The organism is Diaphorobacter sp. ED-3 (assembly GCF_027625375.1).
GTDB lineage: Bacteria > Pseudomonadota > Gammaproteobacteria > Burkholderiales > Burkholderiaceae_C > Diaphorobacter > Diaphorobacter nitroreducens.
Window position 1 is genome coordinate 2,619,725 of the sequence record NZ_CP115182.1, and the last position, 14,953, is coordinate 2,634,677.

A 14,953-nucleotide genomic window follows, 5' to 3' on the forward strand; every position below is an offset into this window, starting at 1 on the left:
GACCGTGACGCCCGGCTGCTCCATGCCCCAGCACCTTGAGACCGCCACCCCCGTGGCCCGGCTGCGGGACGTGCAACTGCGCTACGGCGCGGCCCAGGCCCTGCGCGGCATCACGCTGGACATACCGACCGGCCGCATGGTGGGCCTGATCGGGCCGGACGGCGTGGGCAAGTCCAGCCTGCTGGCGTTGATGGCCGGCGCGCGCGCACTGCAGCAGGGCAGCGTGCAGGTGCTGGGCGGCGACATGGCGCGCAAGGCGCACCGCGACGCGATCTGCCCGCGCATCGCCTACATGCCGCAGGGCCTGGGCAAGAACCTCTACCCCACGCTGTCGGTCGAGGAGAACCTGCAGTTCTTCGCGCGCCTGTTCGGCCACGGCGCGGCCGAACGGCGCAGGCGCATTGACGACCTCACGCGCAGCACAGGCCTGTACCCCTTCCTCGCGCGGCCCGCGGGCAAGCTCTCGGGCGGCATGAAGCAAAAGCTGGGGCTGTGCTGCGCGCTGATCCATGACCCTGACCTGCTGATCCTGGACGAGCCCACCACCGGCGTGGACCCCCTTGCACGCGCGCAGTTCTGGGAGCTGATCGCCCGCATCCGCACCGAGCGCGCGCACATGAGCGTGATCGTCGCCACCGCCTACATGGACGAGGCGCAGCGCTTCGACTGGCTGGTGGCCATGGACGATGGCGCCGTTCTTGCCACGGGCACACCGCAAGAGCTGCTGCAGCGTGCTGGCGTCGACACCCTGGAGGAAGCCTTCATCGCCCTGCTGCCCGAAGCCAGGAAGCGCGGCCACAGCCCGGTGGTGATTCCACCGCTGCCGACCAACGGCGAGGACGACATTGCCATCGAGGCGCAGGGCCTGACCATGCGCTTTGGCGACTTCGTGGCCGTGGACCAGGTGAGCTTTCGCATCCGACGCGGCGAGATCTTCGGCTTTCTGGGCTCCAACGGCTGCGGCAAGTCCACCACCATGAAGATGCTCACCGGACTGCTGCCTGCGTCCGAGGGCCGTGCGTGGCTGTTCGGGCAGGCGGTGGACCCGCACGACATGGCCACGCGCCGGCGCGTGGGCTACATGTCGCAGGCGTTCTCGTTGTATGGCGAGCTGACGGTGGAGCAGAACCTGGTGCTGCACGCGCGCCTGTTCCATGTGCCGGAAGAGCAGGTGACAGCGCGCGTGGACGAGATGCTGCAGCGCTTTGCCCTGCAGGACGAGCGTGCCACCCTGCCCGCCAACCTGCCGCTGGGCATGCGCCAGCGCCTGTCGCTGGCCGTGGCCATGGTGCACCGGCCCGAGTTGCTGATCCTGGACGAGCCCACCTCCGGCGTGGACCCGGTGGCGCGCGACGCCTTCTGGCGCCTGCTGGTCGAACTGTCGCGCCGCGACCGTGTGACGATCTTCATCTCCACCCACTTCATGAACGAGGCCGAGCGCTGCGACCGCATGTCCATGATGCACGCGGGCCGGGTGCTGGACAGCGACACGCCGGCCGCGCTGATGGCCCGGCGCGGCGCCCAGACGCTGGAGCAGGCGTTCATCGGCTACCTGCTGGAGGCCGCTGGCGAGCCCGCTGCCGATGACAACGCTACAAAAAAAGGAGCTTTCAGCGCTCAATCGACGGTCGTATCAAAGGCAAAAGAGTTTGAAACACCCGCAGATCAAGCGGCAGCAGCTCCTGAAATAGAAGCACCCCGGCACCGCGCCTTCAGCCTGCAGCGCATGCTGAGCTACATGTGGCGCGAGTCGCTGGAGCTGCGCCGCGACCCGGTGCGCGCGACGCTGGCGCTGGCGGGCTCGCTGATCCTGATGTTCGTGATCGGCTACGGCATCAACATGGATGTGGAGAACCTGCGCTACGCCGTGCTCGACCGCGACCAGACCACGCTGAGCCAGAGCTATGCCAACGCGCTCTCGGGATCGCGCTATTTCATCGAGCAACCGCCGCTGTCGGACCATGCCGAGCTGGACCGGCGCATGCGCAGCGGCGAGCTGTCGCTGGCCATCGAGATCCCCAGCGGCTTTGCCCGCGACGTGCTGCGCGGCAAGAACGTGGAGATCGGCGCCTGGGTGGACGGCGCCATGCCCATGCGCGCGGAGACCGTGCGCGGCTATGTGCAAGGCATGCACCAGCATTGGCTGGCCGCGCAACTGCACGAGCGCACGGGGCAGCGCCTGGCCAGCAGCGTGACCGTGCAATCGCGCTACCGCTACAACCCCGACGTGCGCAGCCTGCCCGCCATGGTGCCGGCGGTGATTCCACTCTTGATGCTCATGCTGCCGGCGATGCTCACGGCGCTGGCCGTGGTGCGCGAGAAGGAGATGGGCTCCATCCTCAACCTGTACGTGACGCCCGTCACACGCACCGAATTCCTGCTGGGCAAGCAACTGCCCTACGTGTTGCTGGCCATGCTGAACTTCCTGCTCATGTGCCTGCTGGCGGTGACCGTGTTCGGCGTGCCCATCACCGGCAGCTTTGCCACGCTGGCGCTGGCAGCGCTGGTGTTCTCGGTCACCTCCACCGGCATGGGCCTGCTGGCCAGCAGCGTCACGCGCAGCCAGATCGCAGCCATGTTCTTCGCACTCATCGGCACGCTGATACCGGCGGTGCAGTTCTCGGGCCTGATCGATCCCGTCTCGTCGCTGGAGGGCAGCGGCCGCCTCATCGGCTCGGTCTACCCGGCCACGTACATGTTCATGATCAGCCGCGGCGTCTTCAGCAAGGGACTGGGCCTGGCCGACCTGCAGGGCGCGCTGCTGCCGCTGCTGGCGTCGGTGCCCGTGGTCATGCTGGGCGCGATTGCGCTGCTGAAGAAGCAGGAGCGCTGACCAATGCCCGGCTCCTCCTCATCCGTGCGCCTGCACCTGCTCAACATCTACCGCCTGGGCGTGAAGGAGTTGTGGAGCCTGCTGCGCGACCCCACCATGCTGGTGCTGATCGTGTACGTGTTCACGCTGTCGGTGTACGCCGCCGCCACAGCCATGCCCGAAATCCTGCACAAGGCGCCGATTGCGATCGTGGACGAGGACCAGTCGCAACTGTCGCAGCGCATCGTTTCGGCCTTTTACCCGCCGCAGTTCAACACGCCGGCGCTCATCACCGCGCGCGAGATGGATGCGGGCATGGACGCGGGGCACTACACCTTCGTGCTCAACATCCCGCCCGACTTCCAGCGCGACGTGCTCGCGGGCCGGGCAGCGGAAGTACAGCTGAACGTGGACGCCACGCGCATGAGCCAGGCCTTCAGCGGCAATGCCTACGTGCAGCAGATCGTACTGAGCGAGGTCAGCGAGTTCGTGCAACGCTACCGCGGCACCGCAGCCCCACCCGTAGATCTGGCGCTGCGCATGCGCTTCAACCCCGCGCTGGACAAGGCATGGTTCGGCAGCCTGATGGAGATCATCAACAGCGTGACCATGCTGTCCATCATCCTCACGGGCGCGGCGCTGATCCGCGAGCGCGAGCACGGCACCATCGAGCACCTGCTGGTCATGCCCGTCACGCCCACCGAGATCATGCTGGCCAAGGTCTGGTCCATGGCGCTGGTGGTGCTGCTGGCGGCCACGACGTCGCTGGTCCTGGTGGTGCAGGGGCTGCTGCGCGTGCCCATTGGCGGCTCACTGGGGCTCTTCCTGGCCGGGGCGGCGCTGCACCTGTTCGCCACCACCTCCATGGGCATCTTCATGGCCACGGTGGCGCGCAGCATGCCGCAGTTCGGGCTGCTCATGGTGCTCACGCTCATCCCGCTGGAGATGCTGTCGGGCGGCACCACGCCGCGCGAGAGCATGCCTGCGCTGGTGCAGGACCTGATGCTGGCGGCCCCCACCACGCACTTCGTGGAGCTGGGCCAGGCCATCTTGTACCGCGGCGCAGGCATGGACGTGGTGTGGCCGCAGTTCCTGGCATTGGCGGGCATCGGCTCGGTCCTGTTCGCCCTGTCGCTGGCGCGCTTTCGCCGCACCATCAGCAGCATGGCCTAGCACCGCTGAATCAGCTTGTGCGATAATTGCGGGCTTTTTTGCGGAAAGTACACTGGAATAGGCTGGTGCGGCTCCCGCTGACTTGAGGAAGAAGATCATGAAAGAAGGCATCCACCCCAATTACCGCGAAGTGCTGTTCGTTGACCTGTCCAACGGCTTCAAGTTCGTGACCCGTTCCTGCGTGAACACGAAGGAAACCGAAACCTTCGAAGGCAAGGAATACCCCCTGTACAAGCTGGACACGTCCTCCGAATCGCACCCCTTCTACACCGGCACGCAAAAGTCGGTGGACAACATGGGCGGCCGCGTGGAGCGTTTCCGCAACCGCTTCGGCAAGACCGCAGCGAAGTAAGCAGCAAGGCCTGCCCCGTGCAGGCCCGTGCAGGCAGGTGGCGAACCCATTCGCCGCACCTGCACACACTAGGCAGCCCGGCTTCTCCGCGCTGCCTTTTTTATTGCGCACTCCGCTATCCTCGGCCCAACGCCATTTCCCCCCGTCCGCGTGATACACCCGACCCCCGCCATCGTTGCCCAGAGCGCCGTGCGCCCGCTGCCGCGTTGGGCCCTGCTGCTGCTGTGCCTCGCCTATGCCGTTCCCGGCTTCGTGGGGCGCGACCCGTGGCGCAATGCGGACATCGCCTCGTTCGGCTACATGCGCGAACTGGCCCTCGGGCGCACCTCCTGGATGGACCCGCTGCTGGTGGGCGTGCCGCCGGATGGCGACGGACTGCTGCCCTACTGGCTGGGCGCGTGGGCCATCCAGGCGCTGGACGGCTGGCTGCCGGCGGAGCTTGCCGCGCGCCTGCCGTTCGTCGCTCTGCTGCTGCTGACCCTGGCGGCCACCTGGTACAGCGTGTACTACCTGGCGCGCAGCCCCGGCGCACAGCCCGTGGCCTTTGCCTTCGGCGGCGAGGCGCAGCCCGCAGACTATGCCCGCGCCATGGCCGACGCCGGCCTGCTGGCCTTCATCGCCTGCCTGGGACTGGCCCAGCTGTCGCATGAAACCACGAGCTACCTCACCCAGCTGTGCTGCACCGCGCTGCTGTTTTACGCTGGCTCCGCAATGCCTTGGCGCACGGCGTGGCCCACCTTCACCGCCATTGCCGGCCTGCTGGGGCTGGTGCTCAGCGGCGCCCCCACGCTCGCAGTGCTGCTGGGCCTGGGCTGTGCCTGGCTGGTGGCCTGCACGCGCGGCGCGACACTGCGAAGCCGCGCAGTGGCAGGGGGCGTGCTGCTGGCCGCCACAGTGGCCGCTGCCGCGCTGGCGCTGCAGTTGGACCTATGGCGCTGGCGCATCGTGCGCTTCGAAGATCTGAAACAGTGGCAAAGCCTGGTGCGCCTGTTCATCTGGTTCAGCTGGCCCGCCTGGCCCCTCACGCTGTGGACGCTGTGGCGCTGGCGGCAGCAGATCCTCAGCCGCGAATGGCACCGGCACCTGTTGCTGCCGCTGTGGTTTGCCCTCGTGGCCGTGACAGCCACACTGACCACCCAGCCGGCCGACCGCGCACTGCTGCTGGGCCTGCCCGCCCTGGCGGCGCTGGCCGCCTTTGCGCTGCCGACGCTGCGGCGCAGCATCGCAGCGCTGATCGACTGGTTCACCCTGCTGTTCTTCAGCGCCTCGGCCATCGGTATCTGGGTGGTGTGGCTGGCGGTGCAGACGGGGGTGCCGGCCAAGCCCGCGGCCAACGTGGCCAAGCTGGCGCCCGGCTACGTGCCGTCGTTCTCGCTGTTGGCCTTCGGCGTGGCGCTGGCCGCCACGGCTGCGTGGTGCCTGCTGGTGGTCTGGCGCGCGGCACGCAACCGCCCCGCCATCTGGCGCAGCCTGGTGTTGCCCGCGGGTGGCGCCACGCTGGGCTGGCTGCTCATGATGACCTTGTGGCTGCCGCTGCTGAACTATGGCCGCAGCTTCGCACCCCAGGTGGCGGGTGTTGCCGCAGCCATCACCGACCGCGACAGCTGCGTGGTCGGCTACGGGCTGAACCGTGCGCAGTTGGCCGCGCTGCTGCACCATGGGCAACTGCACATGGTGCCCACCGAACAGCTGGCGCAGTGCGACTGGGTCATCGCAGACGCCTCCGCCGCACCGCTGGTGAGCGCGTTGCTGCCCCCGGCGCAGTGGCAGGAGATGGCGAGCGTCAGCCGCCCCACGGACCGCGGCGACCGCATGCTGGTGCTGCGCCGCACGGCCCGCAAGCGCTGATGTCCGAGCTGTCCACCATTACACGGCACGCACTCACCGTGCTGGCCGGGCAGCTTGCGGTGATGGCCTTCGGGGTCACCGACACCATCGTTGCCGGACGCCATTCGCAGGAGTCCCTGGCCGCCCTCTCCATCGGCTCAGCCGTGTTCGTGAGCGTGTACGTGGCGCTCATGGGTGTGTTGCAGGCCTTGCTGCCCATCTGGGCCGAGCAGCGCGGCGCGAACGCACAGGCCGGCATGGGCGCCAGCGTGCGCCAGTCGCTGTACCTGTGGGCGGGTGCCGCGGTGCTGGGCATGGCCGTGCTGCTGTCGCCAGGCCCGCTCCTGCAATGGACCGAGGTGCCGCCGGCGCTGCGCGGCGAGGTGCAGGCCTACCTGGCCATCCTCGCGTTCGGCCTGCCGCCTGCATTGCTGTTTCGCATCTACAGCACCCTCAACCAGGCTTTGGGGCACCCGCAGCTCGTCACCTGGCTGCAGGTCGGCTCGCTGGCGGTCAAAGTGCCGCTCTCGGTCTGGTTCACCTTCGGCGGTGCCGGTCTGGCGCCGCAGGGTGCTGCAGGCTGCGCGTGGGCCACGCTGGCCGTGAACTACGGCCTGATGCTGCTGGGCTGGTGGATGCTGCGTCGCCACACGATGTACGGCCCGCTGCGGCTGTGGCGCCCGTTGGAGCGGCCCGACCCCGCGCAGATCGCGCGCTTTCTGCGGCTGGGCCTGCCAGCGGGCTTGTCCATCCTGGTGGAGGTGACCTCCTTCACGCTGATGGCGCTGTTCATCGCACGCCAGGGGGCGTTGGCCTCGGCTGCGCACCAGATCGCTTCCAACCTCGCCGCCGTGCTCTACATGGTGCCTTTGTCGCTGGCCATTGCCGCAAGCGCCCGCGTGAGCTTCTGGCGTGGCGCGGGGAACGAGCACCAGGCCGCTGCCGTCGCCTTGAAGGGTTTTTGGCTTGCAGCGCTTATGGGATTTGCGCTAGCAGCTATGTTATTAATAGCAAAAGGCACGATCACGGCCTTGTACTCCACCAGCGCGGAAGTCGTCGCCATGGCAGGCGCGCTGGCAGTATGGGTGGCCGCCTACCATGTGGCGGATGCCCTGCAGACGCTGTGCATCTTCGTGCTGCGCAGCTACCGCATCACGCTGGCGCCATTGGCGGTCTATTGCGTGCTGCTGTGGGGCGTGGGACTGTATGGAGGCTACGTGTTGGCCTACCGCGGCCTGGCGGGTTGGGGTCCGATGCATTCCCCTTCGCCTTTTTGGGCCGCCAGCGCTGCCGCTCTAGGCGCGACGGCGTTGATTTTCACGGCCCTGCTGCTGGGCGTGCTCAGGCTGCAGACACGCCGGGCGGCTCCGCCGCTACCGCAGGAACCCCACCGCTGAGGCCGCGCGGCGGCGTACGCAGGCGCGACGGCGGAAACACCACCGTGAACGTCGAGCCCTGCCCCACCACGCTGGCCACCTGCAGCGCTGCGCCATGGCGCTGCACCACATGCTTCACGATGGCCAGTCCGAGGCCCGTGCCGCCCGTGTCGCGCGAGCGGCTGCGGTCCACGCGGTAAAAGCGCTCGGTGATGCGCGACAGGTGTTCCGGCTCAATGCCAGGCCCTGAGTCGCGCACCACGAAACGGGCACTGCCATCAGGCTCCACGTCCCACGCCACGGTGATGCTGCCCCCGGGTGGCGTGTAGCGCACGGCGTTGTTGACCAGGTTGGCCAGGGCGCTTTGCAGCTCGGCCGCATTGCCGGCCACCTGCCCGGCCGCCTGCGCTGCTTCGGCCGTGGGGAACGTGATCTGGTGAAGCTTGCCGGGCTGGTTCTGCGTCAGCAGGGCCGAGAGCGCGCGCCCCTCGTCCTCGCAGCGGCGCAGCAGCGTCGAGACCGCGACCCATTCGTGCATGCTGGGCGGAGGGCTTCCCTCCAGGCGCGACAGCGTCAACAGGTCTTGCACCAGGTTCTGCATGCGCACGGCCTGCTGCGACATCATGCGCAGGTAGCGCGCACGCTCCTCGTTGCTGAGCTGCAGGGTCTGCAGGGTTTCGACAAAGCCCATCAGCACGGTGAGCGGGGTGCGGATCTCATGCGACACGTTGGCGACGAAGTCGCGCCGCATGGCCTCGGCCTGCTCCAGCGCCGTCACGTCGCGTGACAGCAGCAGCTTGCGGCCATCGCCATACGGGTGCAGGTGCACCGATACGCGCACCGGCCGCGAGGGCGTGCTGGCGCGTCCGGGCAGCACCACGTCGCGCGTGTAGTCCTTGGACGCGTAGTAGGTACTGAAGTCCGGGTCCCGCACGAGGTTGCCGATGGATTGCTGCGCATCACGCTCCGCATCCAGGCCAAAGTGTTCCTCGGCCATCTGGTTGCACCATTCGATATGGCCTTCGGCATCCAGCAGCATCACGCCATTGGGCGATGCCTGCAGCGCCTGGAGGATTTCCTGCAGGCGCGCATCGCCAGCCTGCGCCTTCAACTGGCCCTGGCGCACCAGGCGCCTCGCGCGGTCTGCTGCCTCCCCCCACAGGCCGCTCAGGCGTGGCGTTTGCGTGGGGTCTCCTTGGCGCAACCAGTTCAGCACGCGCGCGCCGCGCCACAGATCCCAGGCAAACCACAACCATGCGGCGAAACAGGCGCCGATGCCAGCACCCCAGGGGCCCGCCTGCCACCAGCCCAGCGCACCGCCGATCAGTTGGCACAGCAGAAAGAAAAAGAAGCGCAGGAGCATGGCCGCAGGGCTCAGGTCAACAACAAAAAAGCGCCCGCATCATCTCCGGGCGCCTGAAAAAACACGGGGGCGTCGGGCACCCGCCATCACGCCCGCATGAGTGCCTGCGGCTGTGCGGTAAGCCGGTAGCCCGCTCCGCGCACGGTCTCCACCATGGCGCCGCCCACACCCAATGCTTCGCGAAGGCGCTTCACGTGCACGTCCACCGTGCGCTCCTCGATGAAGACGTGGTCCCCCCAAATCTTGTCGAGCAGTTGCGCGCGGCTGTGCACGCGCTCCGGGTGCTTCATCAGGTAGTGCAGCAGCTTGAACTCTGTCGGCCCGACCTTGAGCTGCTGGCCCTGGTAGCTGACGCGATGCGTGGCCGCATCCAGCACCAGCTCACCAATAGAGACGCTGTCGCTGACCTGCTCGGGCGCACGCCGGCGCAGCACGGCGCGGATGCGCGCCAGCAGTTCCTGCGTGGAAAACGGCTTGGTGATGTAGTCGTCGGCGCCGGCATCCAGCCCGGCCACCTTGTCGGGCTCGTCGCCACGCGCCGTCAGCATGAGGATCGGGATCTGCTTGGTGCGGCTGTCGGCACGCCACTTGCGTGCCAGTTGCAGGCCACTTTGGCCCGGCAGCATCCAGTCCAGCAAGATGACATCGGGCAGCACCGCGTCCAGCTCGCGCTGCGCCGACTCGCCGTCTTCCGCCCAGATGGGCTGAAAGCCGTTGTGGCGCAGGTTCACGGCCACCAATTCTGCGATGGGGGACTCGTCCTCGACGATGAGTACCCGGGGAAGCTTCTTCATCGGTTCACCGCCTTTCTCAGGCCACGGCCGACTCGATCTCGTCCAGCGCCGTGTGGCGCACGTCCTTGCCCTTGACGAGATAGATGATCAGCTCGGCCACGTTCTTGGAATGGTCGCCGATGCGCTCGATGGCCTTGGCCAGGAACAGCAGGTCCAGGCTGGCGGAGATGGTGCGCGGGTCTTCCATCATGTAGGTGATGAGCTTGCGCACGAAACCGTCGAACTCCCGGTCGATGAGATCGTCTTCCTTCAGGATGGCAACAGCGGCCTTGGTGTCCAGGCGGGCAAACGCATCCAGCGCCTTGCGCAGGAGCCCCGAAGCCAGGTCGGCCGCCACACGCAGGTCGCTGGACGGTAGCGAACGGGCGGCCCCGCTTTCGATGATGGACTTGACCATGCGCGCCATGCGCGTGGCCTCGTCACCCATGCGCTCCAGATTGGCGATGGCCTTGGAGAAGGCCATCAGCAGGCGCAGGTCGCGTGCGGTGGGCTGGCGGCGCGCGATGACGGAAGCCAGCTCATGGTCGATCTCGACCTCCATGGCGTTCACGCGGCGCTCCAACTGCTCCACCTGTTCCACGGCTTCCAGGTTGAAGTGGGAAAGCGCATAGATGGCCTGGCGAATCTGCGACTCCACCAAGCCGCCCAGCTCCATGACGCGGGAGGAAATGTTGTTCAGTTCGCTGTCGAACTGTGAAGAAAGATGTTTGTCTGCCATGTCTCGTACCTCCATCAGCCGAAGCGGCCCGTGATGTAGTCCTCTGTCTCCTTGCGCTGCGGCTTGAAGAACATCTGCTCTGTGTCCCCGAACTCCACCAGGTCGCCCAAATACATATAGGCGGTGTAGTCACTGCAGCGCGCCGCCTGCTGCATGTTGTGCGTGACGATGACCACGGTGTAGTCGTCTTTCAGTTCAGCGATCAATTCCTCGATCTTGGCGGTCGAGATGGGGTCCAGCGCCGAGCAGGGCTCGTCGAGCAACAACACTTCCGGCTTGATGGCGATGCCGCGTGCGATGCACAGGCGCTGCTGCTGGCCGCCGGACAGGCCCGCGCCGCTCTGGTCCAGCTTGTCCTTGACCTCATTCCACAAGGCCGCCTTGCGCAGCGCCCATTCCACGCGGTCGTCCATGTCGCTCGCGCTCAGGCTCTCGAAAAGCTTCACGCCAAAGGCGATGTTGTCGTAGATCGACATGGGAAACGGCGTGGGCTTCTGGAACACCATGCCCACCTTGGCGCGGATCAGCGCCACGTCCTGCTTGCTGGTGAGCAGGTTCTCGCCGTCGAGGATGATCTGCCCCTCGGCGCGCTGCTCGGGATACAACTCGAACATGCGGTTGAAGGTGCGCAGCAGCGTGGATTTGCCGCAGCCCGACGGCCCGATGAAGGCGGTGACCTTCTTCTCGGGAATGTCGAGGTTGATGCTCTTGAGGGCATGGAACTTCCCGTAATAGAAGTTCAGGTCACGGACCGTGATCTTGGATTGCACGGGCGCGGAGGTCTTGGTGGAGGGCATGAATGTCTTCCGGAGGCAATAGTTACTTTTGGCGCGTGACCACGCGGGCCAGGATGTTCAGGCCCAGCACCGCGAGGGTGATGAGGAACACGCCAGCCCAGGCGAGCTGCTGCCAGTTCTCATAGGGGCTCATGGCGAACTTGAAGATGGTCACCGGCAAGCTGGCCATGGGCTTGGACAGGTCGCCATTCCAGAACTGGTTGTTCAGTGCAGTGAACAGCAGGGGCGCCGTCTCGCCTGCGATGCGTGCCACCGCCAGCAATATGCCGGTGATCACGCCAGCGCGGGCCGCGCGCAGCGTCACCATGGTGATGACCTTCCATTTGGGCGTACCCAGGGCGTAGGCCGCCTCGCGCAGACTGGCCGGAACGAGGATCAGCATGTTTTCGGTGGTGCGGATCACCACGGGGATGACGATGAGCGCCAAGGCCATGATCCCGGCGTAGGCCGAGAAGCTCTTGAACTGGGCGACCACCACGGCATAAACAAACAAGCCGATCACGATGCTGGGTGCGGACAGGAGGATGTCATTCACAAAGCGCGTCGTGGATGCCAGCCAGCCGCGTGCGTCGTATTCCGCAAGGTAGACGCCCGCCATGATGCCGATGGGCGTGCCCACGAACGTCGCCAGCAGCACCATGACGAAGGAACCGAAGATCGCGTTCGCGATACCACCGGCTTCGTTGGGCGGGGGCGTCATCTGCGTGAACAGCGCCACGCTCAGCCCGCCCACGCCCAGCCGGATGGTTTCCCACAGGATCCAGACCAGCCAGAACACGCCAAACGCCATGGCCAGAAGCGACAGCGTCAATGCGATCTGGTTCAGGCGCTTGCGCGACGCATAGCGCGCCTGGCGCACCTGGGCCAGCTCGGCCGCGGAGATGAGTTTTTGCGACGTGCTCATGCGCGGGCCCCTTCGTTTTTCTTGAGGCGCGCCAGCAGCAGCTTGGACAAGGCCAGCACCACGAAAGTGATGAAGAAGAGCACCAGTCCCAGATAGATCAACGACGCCTGGTGCAGGCCCTCGCCGGCTTCGGCAAATTCGTTGGCCAGCGCGGAGGTGATGCTGTTGGCCGCCTCGAACACGGACAGTGAATTCAGCTGGTTCATATTGCCGATCACGAAGGTGACGGCCATGGTCTCGCCCAGCGCACGGCCCAGCCCTAGCATGATGCCGCCCAGGACACCGGACTTGGTATAGGGCAGCACCACCTTCCACACCACCTCCCAGGTGGTGGAACCCAGGCCGTAGGCGGACTCCTTGAGCAGCGCGGGAGTGACCTCAAACACATCGCGCATGACCGACGCGATGAAGGGGATGATCATGATGGCCAGGATGATGCCGGCCGACAGAATGCCGATACCCACGGGCGGCCCCGACACCAGCGCGCCAAGGTAAGGCACGCCGTGGAACAGCGACTGCAGCGGCTGCTGCACATAAGTGGCAAGAATGGGGCCGAACACCATCAGGCCCCACATGCCGTAGACGATCGAAGGCACAGCCGCCAGCAGTTCGATGGCCGTTCCCAGCGGACGCTTGAGCCACGCAGGGGAAAGCTCCGTCAGAAACAGCGCAATGCCGAAACTGACGGGCACGGCGATCAACAGCGCGATGATGGAGGTCGTCAGGGTGCCATAGACCATCACCAGGCCGCCGTACTCGTTCTGCACGGGATCCCAGACGCTGCTCGTCAGGAAGCCCAGGCCGTACTGCTGGATCGATGGCCAGGCACCGTGCACGAGCGACGCCATGATGCCCAGCAAAAGCGCCAGGGTCAGCACGGCTGCGCCGCGCGCCAACCAGCCGAAGATGCGATCGGCAATCACGCCGGAAAACAGGGTGGTACGGGGCGGGGGGGAACCCCTGGATGCGCCAACAGCCGCATCAAGCGGCGGGGCCTCGTGGACGGGCATGGTACTGGACACGTCTGATTGCCTTGTAAAACAGGGGAACCGGTGGCCCACCCGGGAGGGCGGACCACCGTCTCAGCTTACTTCAGGGCGATGGATTTGCCCGAAGTGTCCTTGATCTCGCCCCACGACTTCATGATCACTGCCTTCACATTTTCCGGCATGGGCACATAGTCCAGATCGGATGCGGTCTTGTCGCCCGACTTGTATGCCCACTCGAAGAACTTCAGTGCCGTAGCAGCCTGCACCGGCTTGTCCTGCGACTTCTGCATCAGGATGAAGGTGGCGGAGGTGAGCGGCCATGCATCCTTGCCGGGCTGGTTCGTCAGGATCTGGTAGAAGCTCTTGGTCCACTCCGCACCCGCGGCGGCGGCCTTGAAGGTGGCCTCATCAGGCGACACGAAGTTGCCAGCGCTGTTCTGCATCTGCGCGAACGTCAGCTTGTTTTGCTTCACGTAGGCGTACTCCACGTAGCCGATGGAGTTGGGCAGGCGTCCCACGAACGCGGCCACGCCTTCGTTGCCCTTGCCGCCCGCGCCGGTGGGCCAGTTCACGGCAGTGCCTTCGCCCACCTTGGCCTTCCACTCGGCGTTCACCTTGCTCAGGTAGTTGGTGAAACCGAAGGTGGTGCCGGAGCCATCGGCACGGCGCACCGGGGCGATGGCGGCATCAGGCAGGTTCAGGCCCGGGTTCAAGGCCTTGATGGCTTCGTCGTTCCACTTGGTGATCTTGCCCAGATAGATGTCGCCGAGCAGTTGGCCGTTGAGCTTGAGTTGGCCGGGCTGAATACCCTTGATGTTCACCACGGGAACGATACCGCCGATCACGGTAGGGAACTGCACGAGCCCCTTCTTGGCCAGTTCTTCGTCTTTCAGGGGCGCATCGGAAGCGCCGAAATCAACCGTCTTGGCCTCGATCTGACGCAGACCGGCGCCCGAGCCGACGGACTGGTAGTTGATCTTGACGCCCGTGGCCTTGTTGTAGTCGGCCGCCCACTTGGAATACAGGGGTGCAGGGAAGCTGGCGCCAGCGCCCGTTGCTTCCTGCTGTGCCCAGGCGCCAGAAAACGCGCCCATTGCCACAACACCAGACACCAGAACGCGAATCGCGGAGAGTTTCATGGAAGAGACCTCTTGGTTGAAAAAACTCAATGCCGCGACTCTAGAAGCCGTTTGTGACATCACCGTGACATTCATTCTTGACCGTCATACACCGTCCGCAGCGCTGCCCCACTTCCTTGTCACGGAACTGTCGCACGGGGAACGTACGCTCCCGCCACCGACAACAGTCGGTAACAAACACACCTCTACGGGAGAACCACATGTTCCGTCGCCTGACTCTTCAAACCACCCTGGCCCTCGCGATCGTCGCGACCCTGGGCGCCTGCTCTACCCCCGCGTCTGCCCCTAACACGGTGGGCGGCGTGGTTGCCAAGGCCAAGAACCTCAGCACCTTCAACCAATTGGTCGCCGACGCAGGCATGGCAGCCACGCTGAACGGCTCCGGCCCCTACACGGTTTTCGCCCCCAGCGATGCAGCCTTCCAGGCGCTTCCTGCGAAGACGCGCGACGCCCTCAAGAACGACAAGGAACAGCTGAAGGCCGTGCTGAGCTACCACATCGTGCCGGCACACGTCACCGCAAGCGCCAAGGCCGGCAAGCTGAAGACCCTGCAGGGCTCGGACATTGCTCTGGCACGCGCCGCAGACTTTGTGACCGTGGAGGACGCCCTGGTGGAACAGGCCGACCTGAAGGCGGGCAACGGTGTCGTGCACGTGATTGATCGCGTGCTGGTGCCTCCCCGCAAGAAGTAAGCCGTTCCACGCCAACC

Annotated in this window: 13 protein-coding genes; 6 read left to right on the forward strand and 7 right to left on the reverse strand. The window is 66.0% G+C overall.

What is annotated here, in order from left to right; all coding sequences use genetic code 11:
• Nucleotides 1–22 precede the first annotated feature (22 nt).
• The 5 genes from rbbA (at nt 23) to PCQ86_RS12795 (ending at nt 7,561) form a co-directional block, all read left to right on the forward strand.
• Nucleotides 23–2,833, forward strand: a complete 2,811-nt coding sequence (rbbA, locus tag PCQ86_RS12775) for a ribosome-associated ATPase/putative transporter RbbA (RefSeq protein ID WP_270173909.1) — start codon at nt 23–25, stop codon at nt 2,831–2,833.
• Nucleotides 2,834–2,836: 3 nt separating this feature from the next.
• Nucleotides 2,837–3,985: an ABC transporter permease gene (locus PCQ86_RS12780; protein ID WP_011805568.1), complete on the forward strand. Its 1,149-nt coding sequence runs from the start codon at nt 2,837–2,839 to the stop codon at nt 3,983–3,985.
• 97 nt (nt 3,986–4,082) lie between these two features.
• Nucleotides 4,083–4,337 (forward strand): type B 50S ribosomal protein L31, encoded by a 255-nt coding sequence (locus PCQ86_RS12785; RefSeq protein ID WP_011805569.1) that lies wholly within the window; start codon nt 4,083–4,085, stop codon nt 4,335–4,337.
• A gap of 150 nt (nt 4,338–4,487) precedes the next feature.
• Nucleotides 4,488–6,185, forward strand: a complete 1,698-nt coding sequence (locus PCQ86_RS12790; protein ID WP_270173910.1) for a hypothetical protein — start codon at nt 4,488–4,490, stop codon at nt 6,183–6,185.
• Nucleotides 6,185–7,561 carry an MATE family efflux transporter gene (locus PCQ86_RS12795; RefSeq protein WP_270173911.1) on the forward strand — a complete coding sequence of 459 codons (1,377 nt, stop codon included), beginning with the start codon at nt 6,185–6,187 and terminating at the stop codon, nt 7,559–7,561. Before PCQ86_RS12790 ends, PCQ86_RS12795 begins: the two co-directional genes overlap by 1 nt.
• Here PCQ86_RS12795 and phoR read toward each other — a convergent pair.
• The 7 genes from phoR to pstS all read right to left on the reverse strand — a co-directional run bounded on the left by phoR (nt 7,506) and on the right by pstS (nt 14,244).
• Entirely contained in the window at nt 7,506–8,903 is a 1,398-nt protein-coding gene (phoR, locus tag PCQ86_RS12800) for a phosphate regulon sensor histidine kinase PhoR (RefSeq protein ID WP_270173912.1), read from the reverse strand. The two genes, PCQ86_RS12795 and phoR, sit on opposite strands and share 56 nt — an antisense overlap.
• An 86-nt stretch (nt 8,904–8,989) precedes the next feature.
• The gene (gene phoB / locus PCQ86_RS12805) at nt 8,990–9,697 is read right to left on the reverse strand and encodes a phosphate regulon transcriptional regulator PhoB (protein WP_103737599.1); all 708 of its coding nucleotides are present in this window, start codon (nt 9,695–9,697) and stop codon (nt 8,990–8,992) included.
• A 16-nt stretch (nt 9,698–9,713) separates the two neighbouring features.
• The gene (gene phoU, locus PCQ86_RS12810) at nt 9,714–10,415 is read right to left on the reverse strand and encodes a phosphate signaling complex protein PhoU (RefSeq protein ID WP_011805574.1); all 702 of its coding nucleotides are present in this window, start codon (nt 10,413–10,415) and stop codon (nt 9,714–9,716) included.
• A 14-nt stretch (nt 10,416–10,429) separates the two neighbouring features.
• A complete protein-coding gene (gene pstB / locus PCQ86_RS12815) occupies nt 10,430–11,212 on the reverse strand; it encodes a phosphate ABC transporter ATP-binding protein PstB (RefSeq protein WP_011805575.1) in 783 nt (260 codons plus the stop codon).
• A 22-nt stretch (nt 11,213–11,234) separates the two neighbouring features.
• Nucleotides 11,235–12,116, reverse strand: coding sequence for a phosphate ABC transporter permease PstA (gene pstA, locus PCQ86_RS12820; RefSeq protein ID WP_011805576.1), 882 nt, complete (start codon nt 12,114–12,116; stop codon nt 11,235–11,237).
• The gene (gene pstC, locus PCQ86_RS12825) at nt 12,113–13,126 is read right to left on the reverse strand and encodes a phosphate ABC transporter permease subunit PstC (RefSeq protein ID WP_011805577.1); all 1,014 of its coding nucleotides are present in this window, start codon (nt 13,124–13,126) and stop codon (nt 12,113–12,115) included. The genes pstA and pstC overlap by 4 nt, the downstream gene beginning before the upstream one ends.
• 77 nt (nt 13,127–13,203) lie before the next feature.
• Nucleotides 13,204–14,244 carry a phosphate ABC transporter substrate-binding protein PstS gene (gene pstS / locus PCQ86_RS12830; RefSeq protein ID WP_220638843.1) on the reverse strand — a complete coding sequence of 347 codons (1,041 nt, stop codon included), beginning with the start codon at nt 14,242–14,244 and terminating at the stop codon, nt 13,204–13,206.
• Between the two features lie 200 nt (nt 14,245–14,444).
• Here pstS and PCQ86_RS12835 point away from each other — a divergent pair, with 200 nt between their 5' ends.
• Nucleotides 14,445–14,936, forward strand: coding sequence for a fasciclin domain-containing protein (locus tag PCQ86_RS12835; RefSeq protein ID WP_270173913.1), 492 nt, complete (start codon nt 14,445–14,447; stop codon nt 14,934–14,936).
• Nucleotides 14,937–14,953 lie beyond the last annotated feature (17 nt).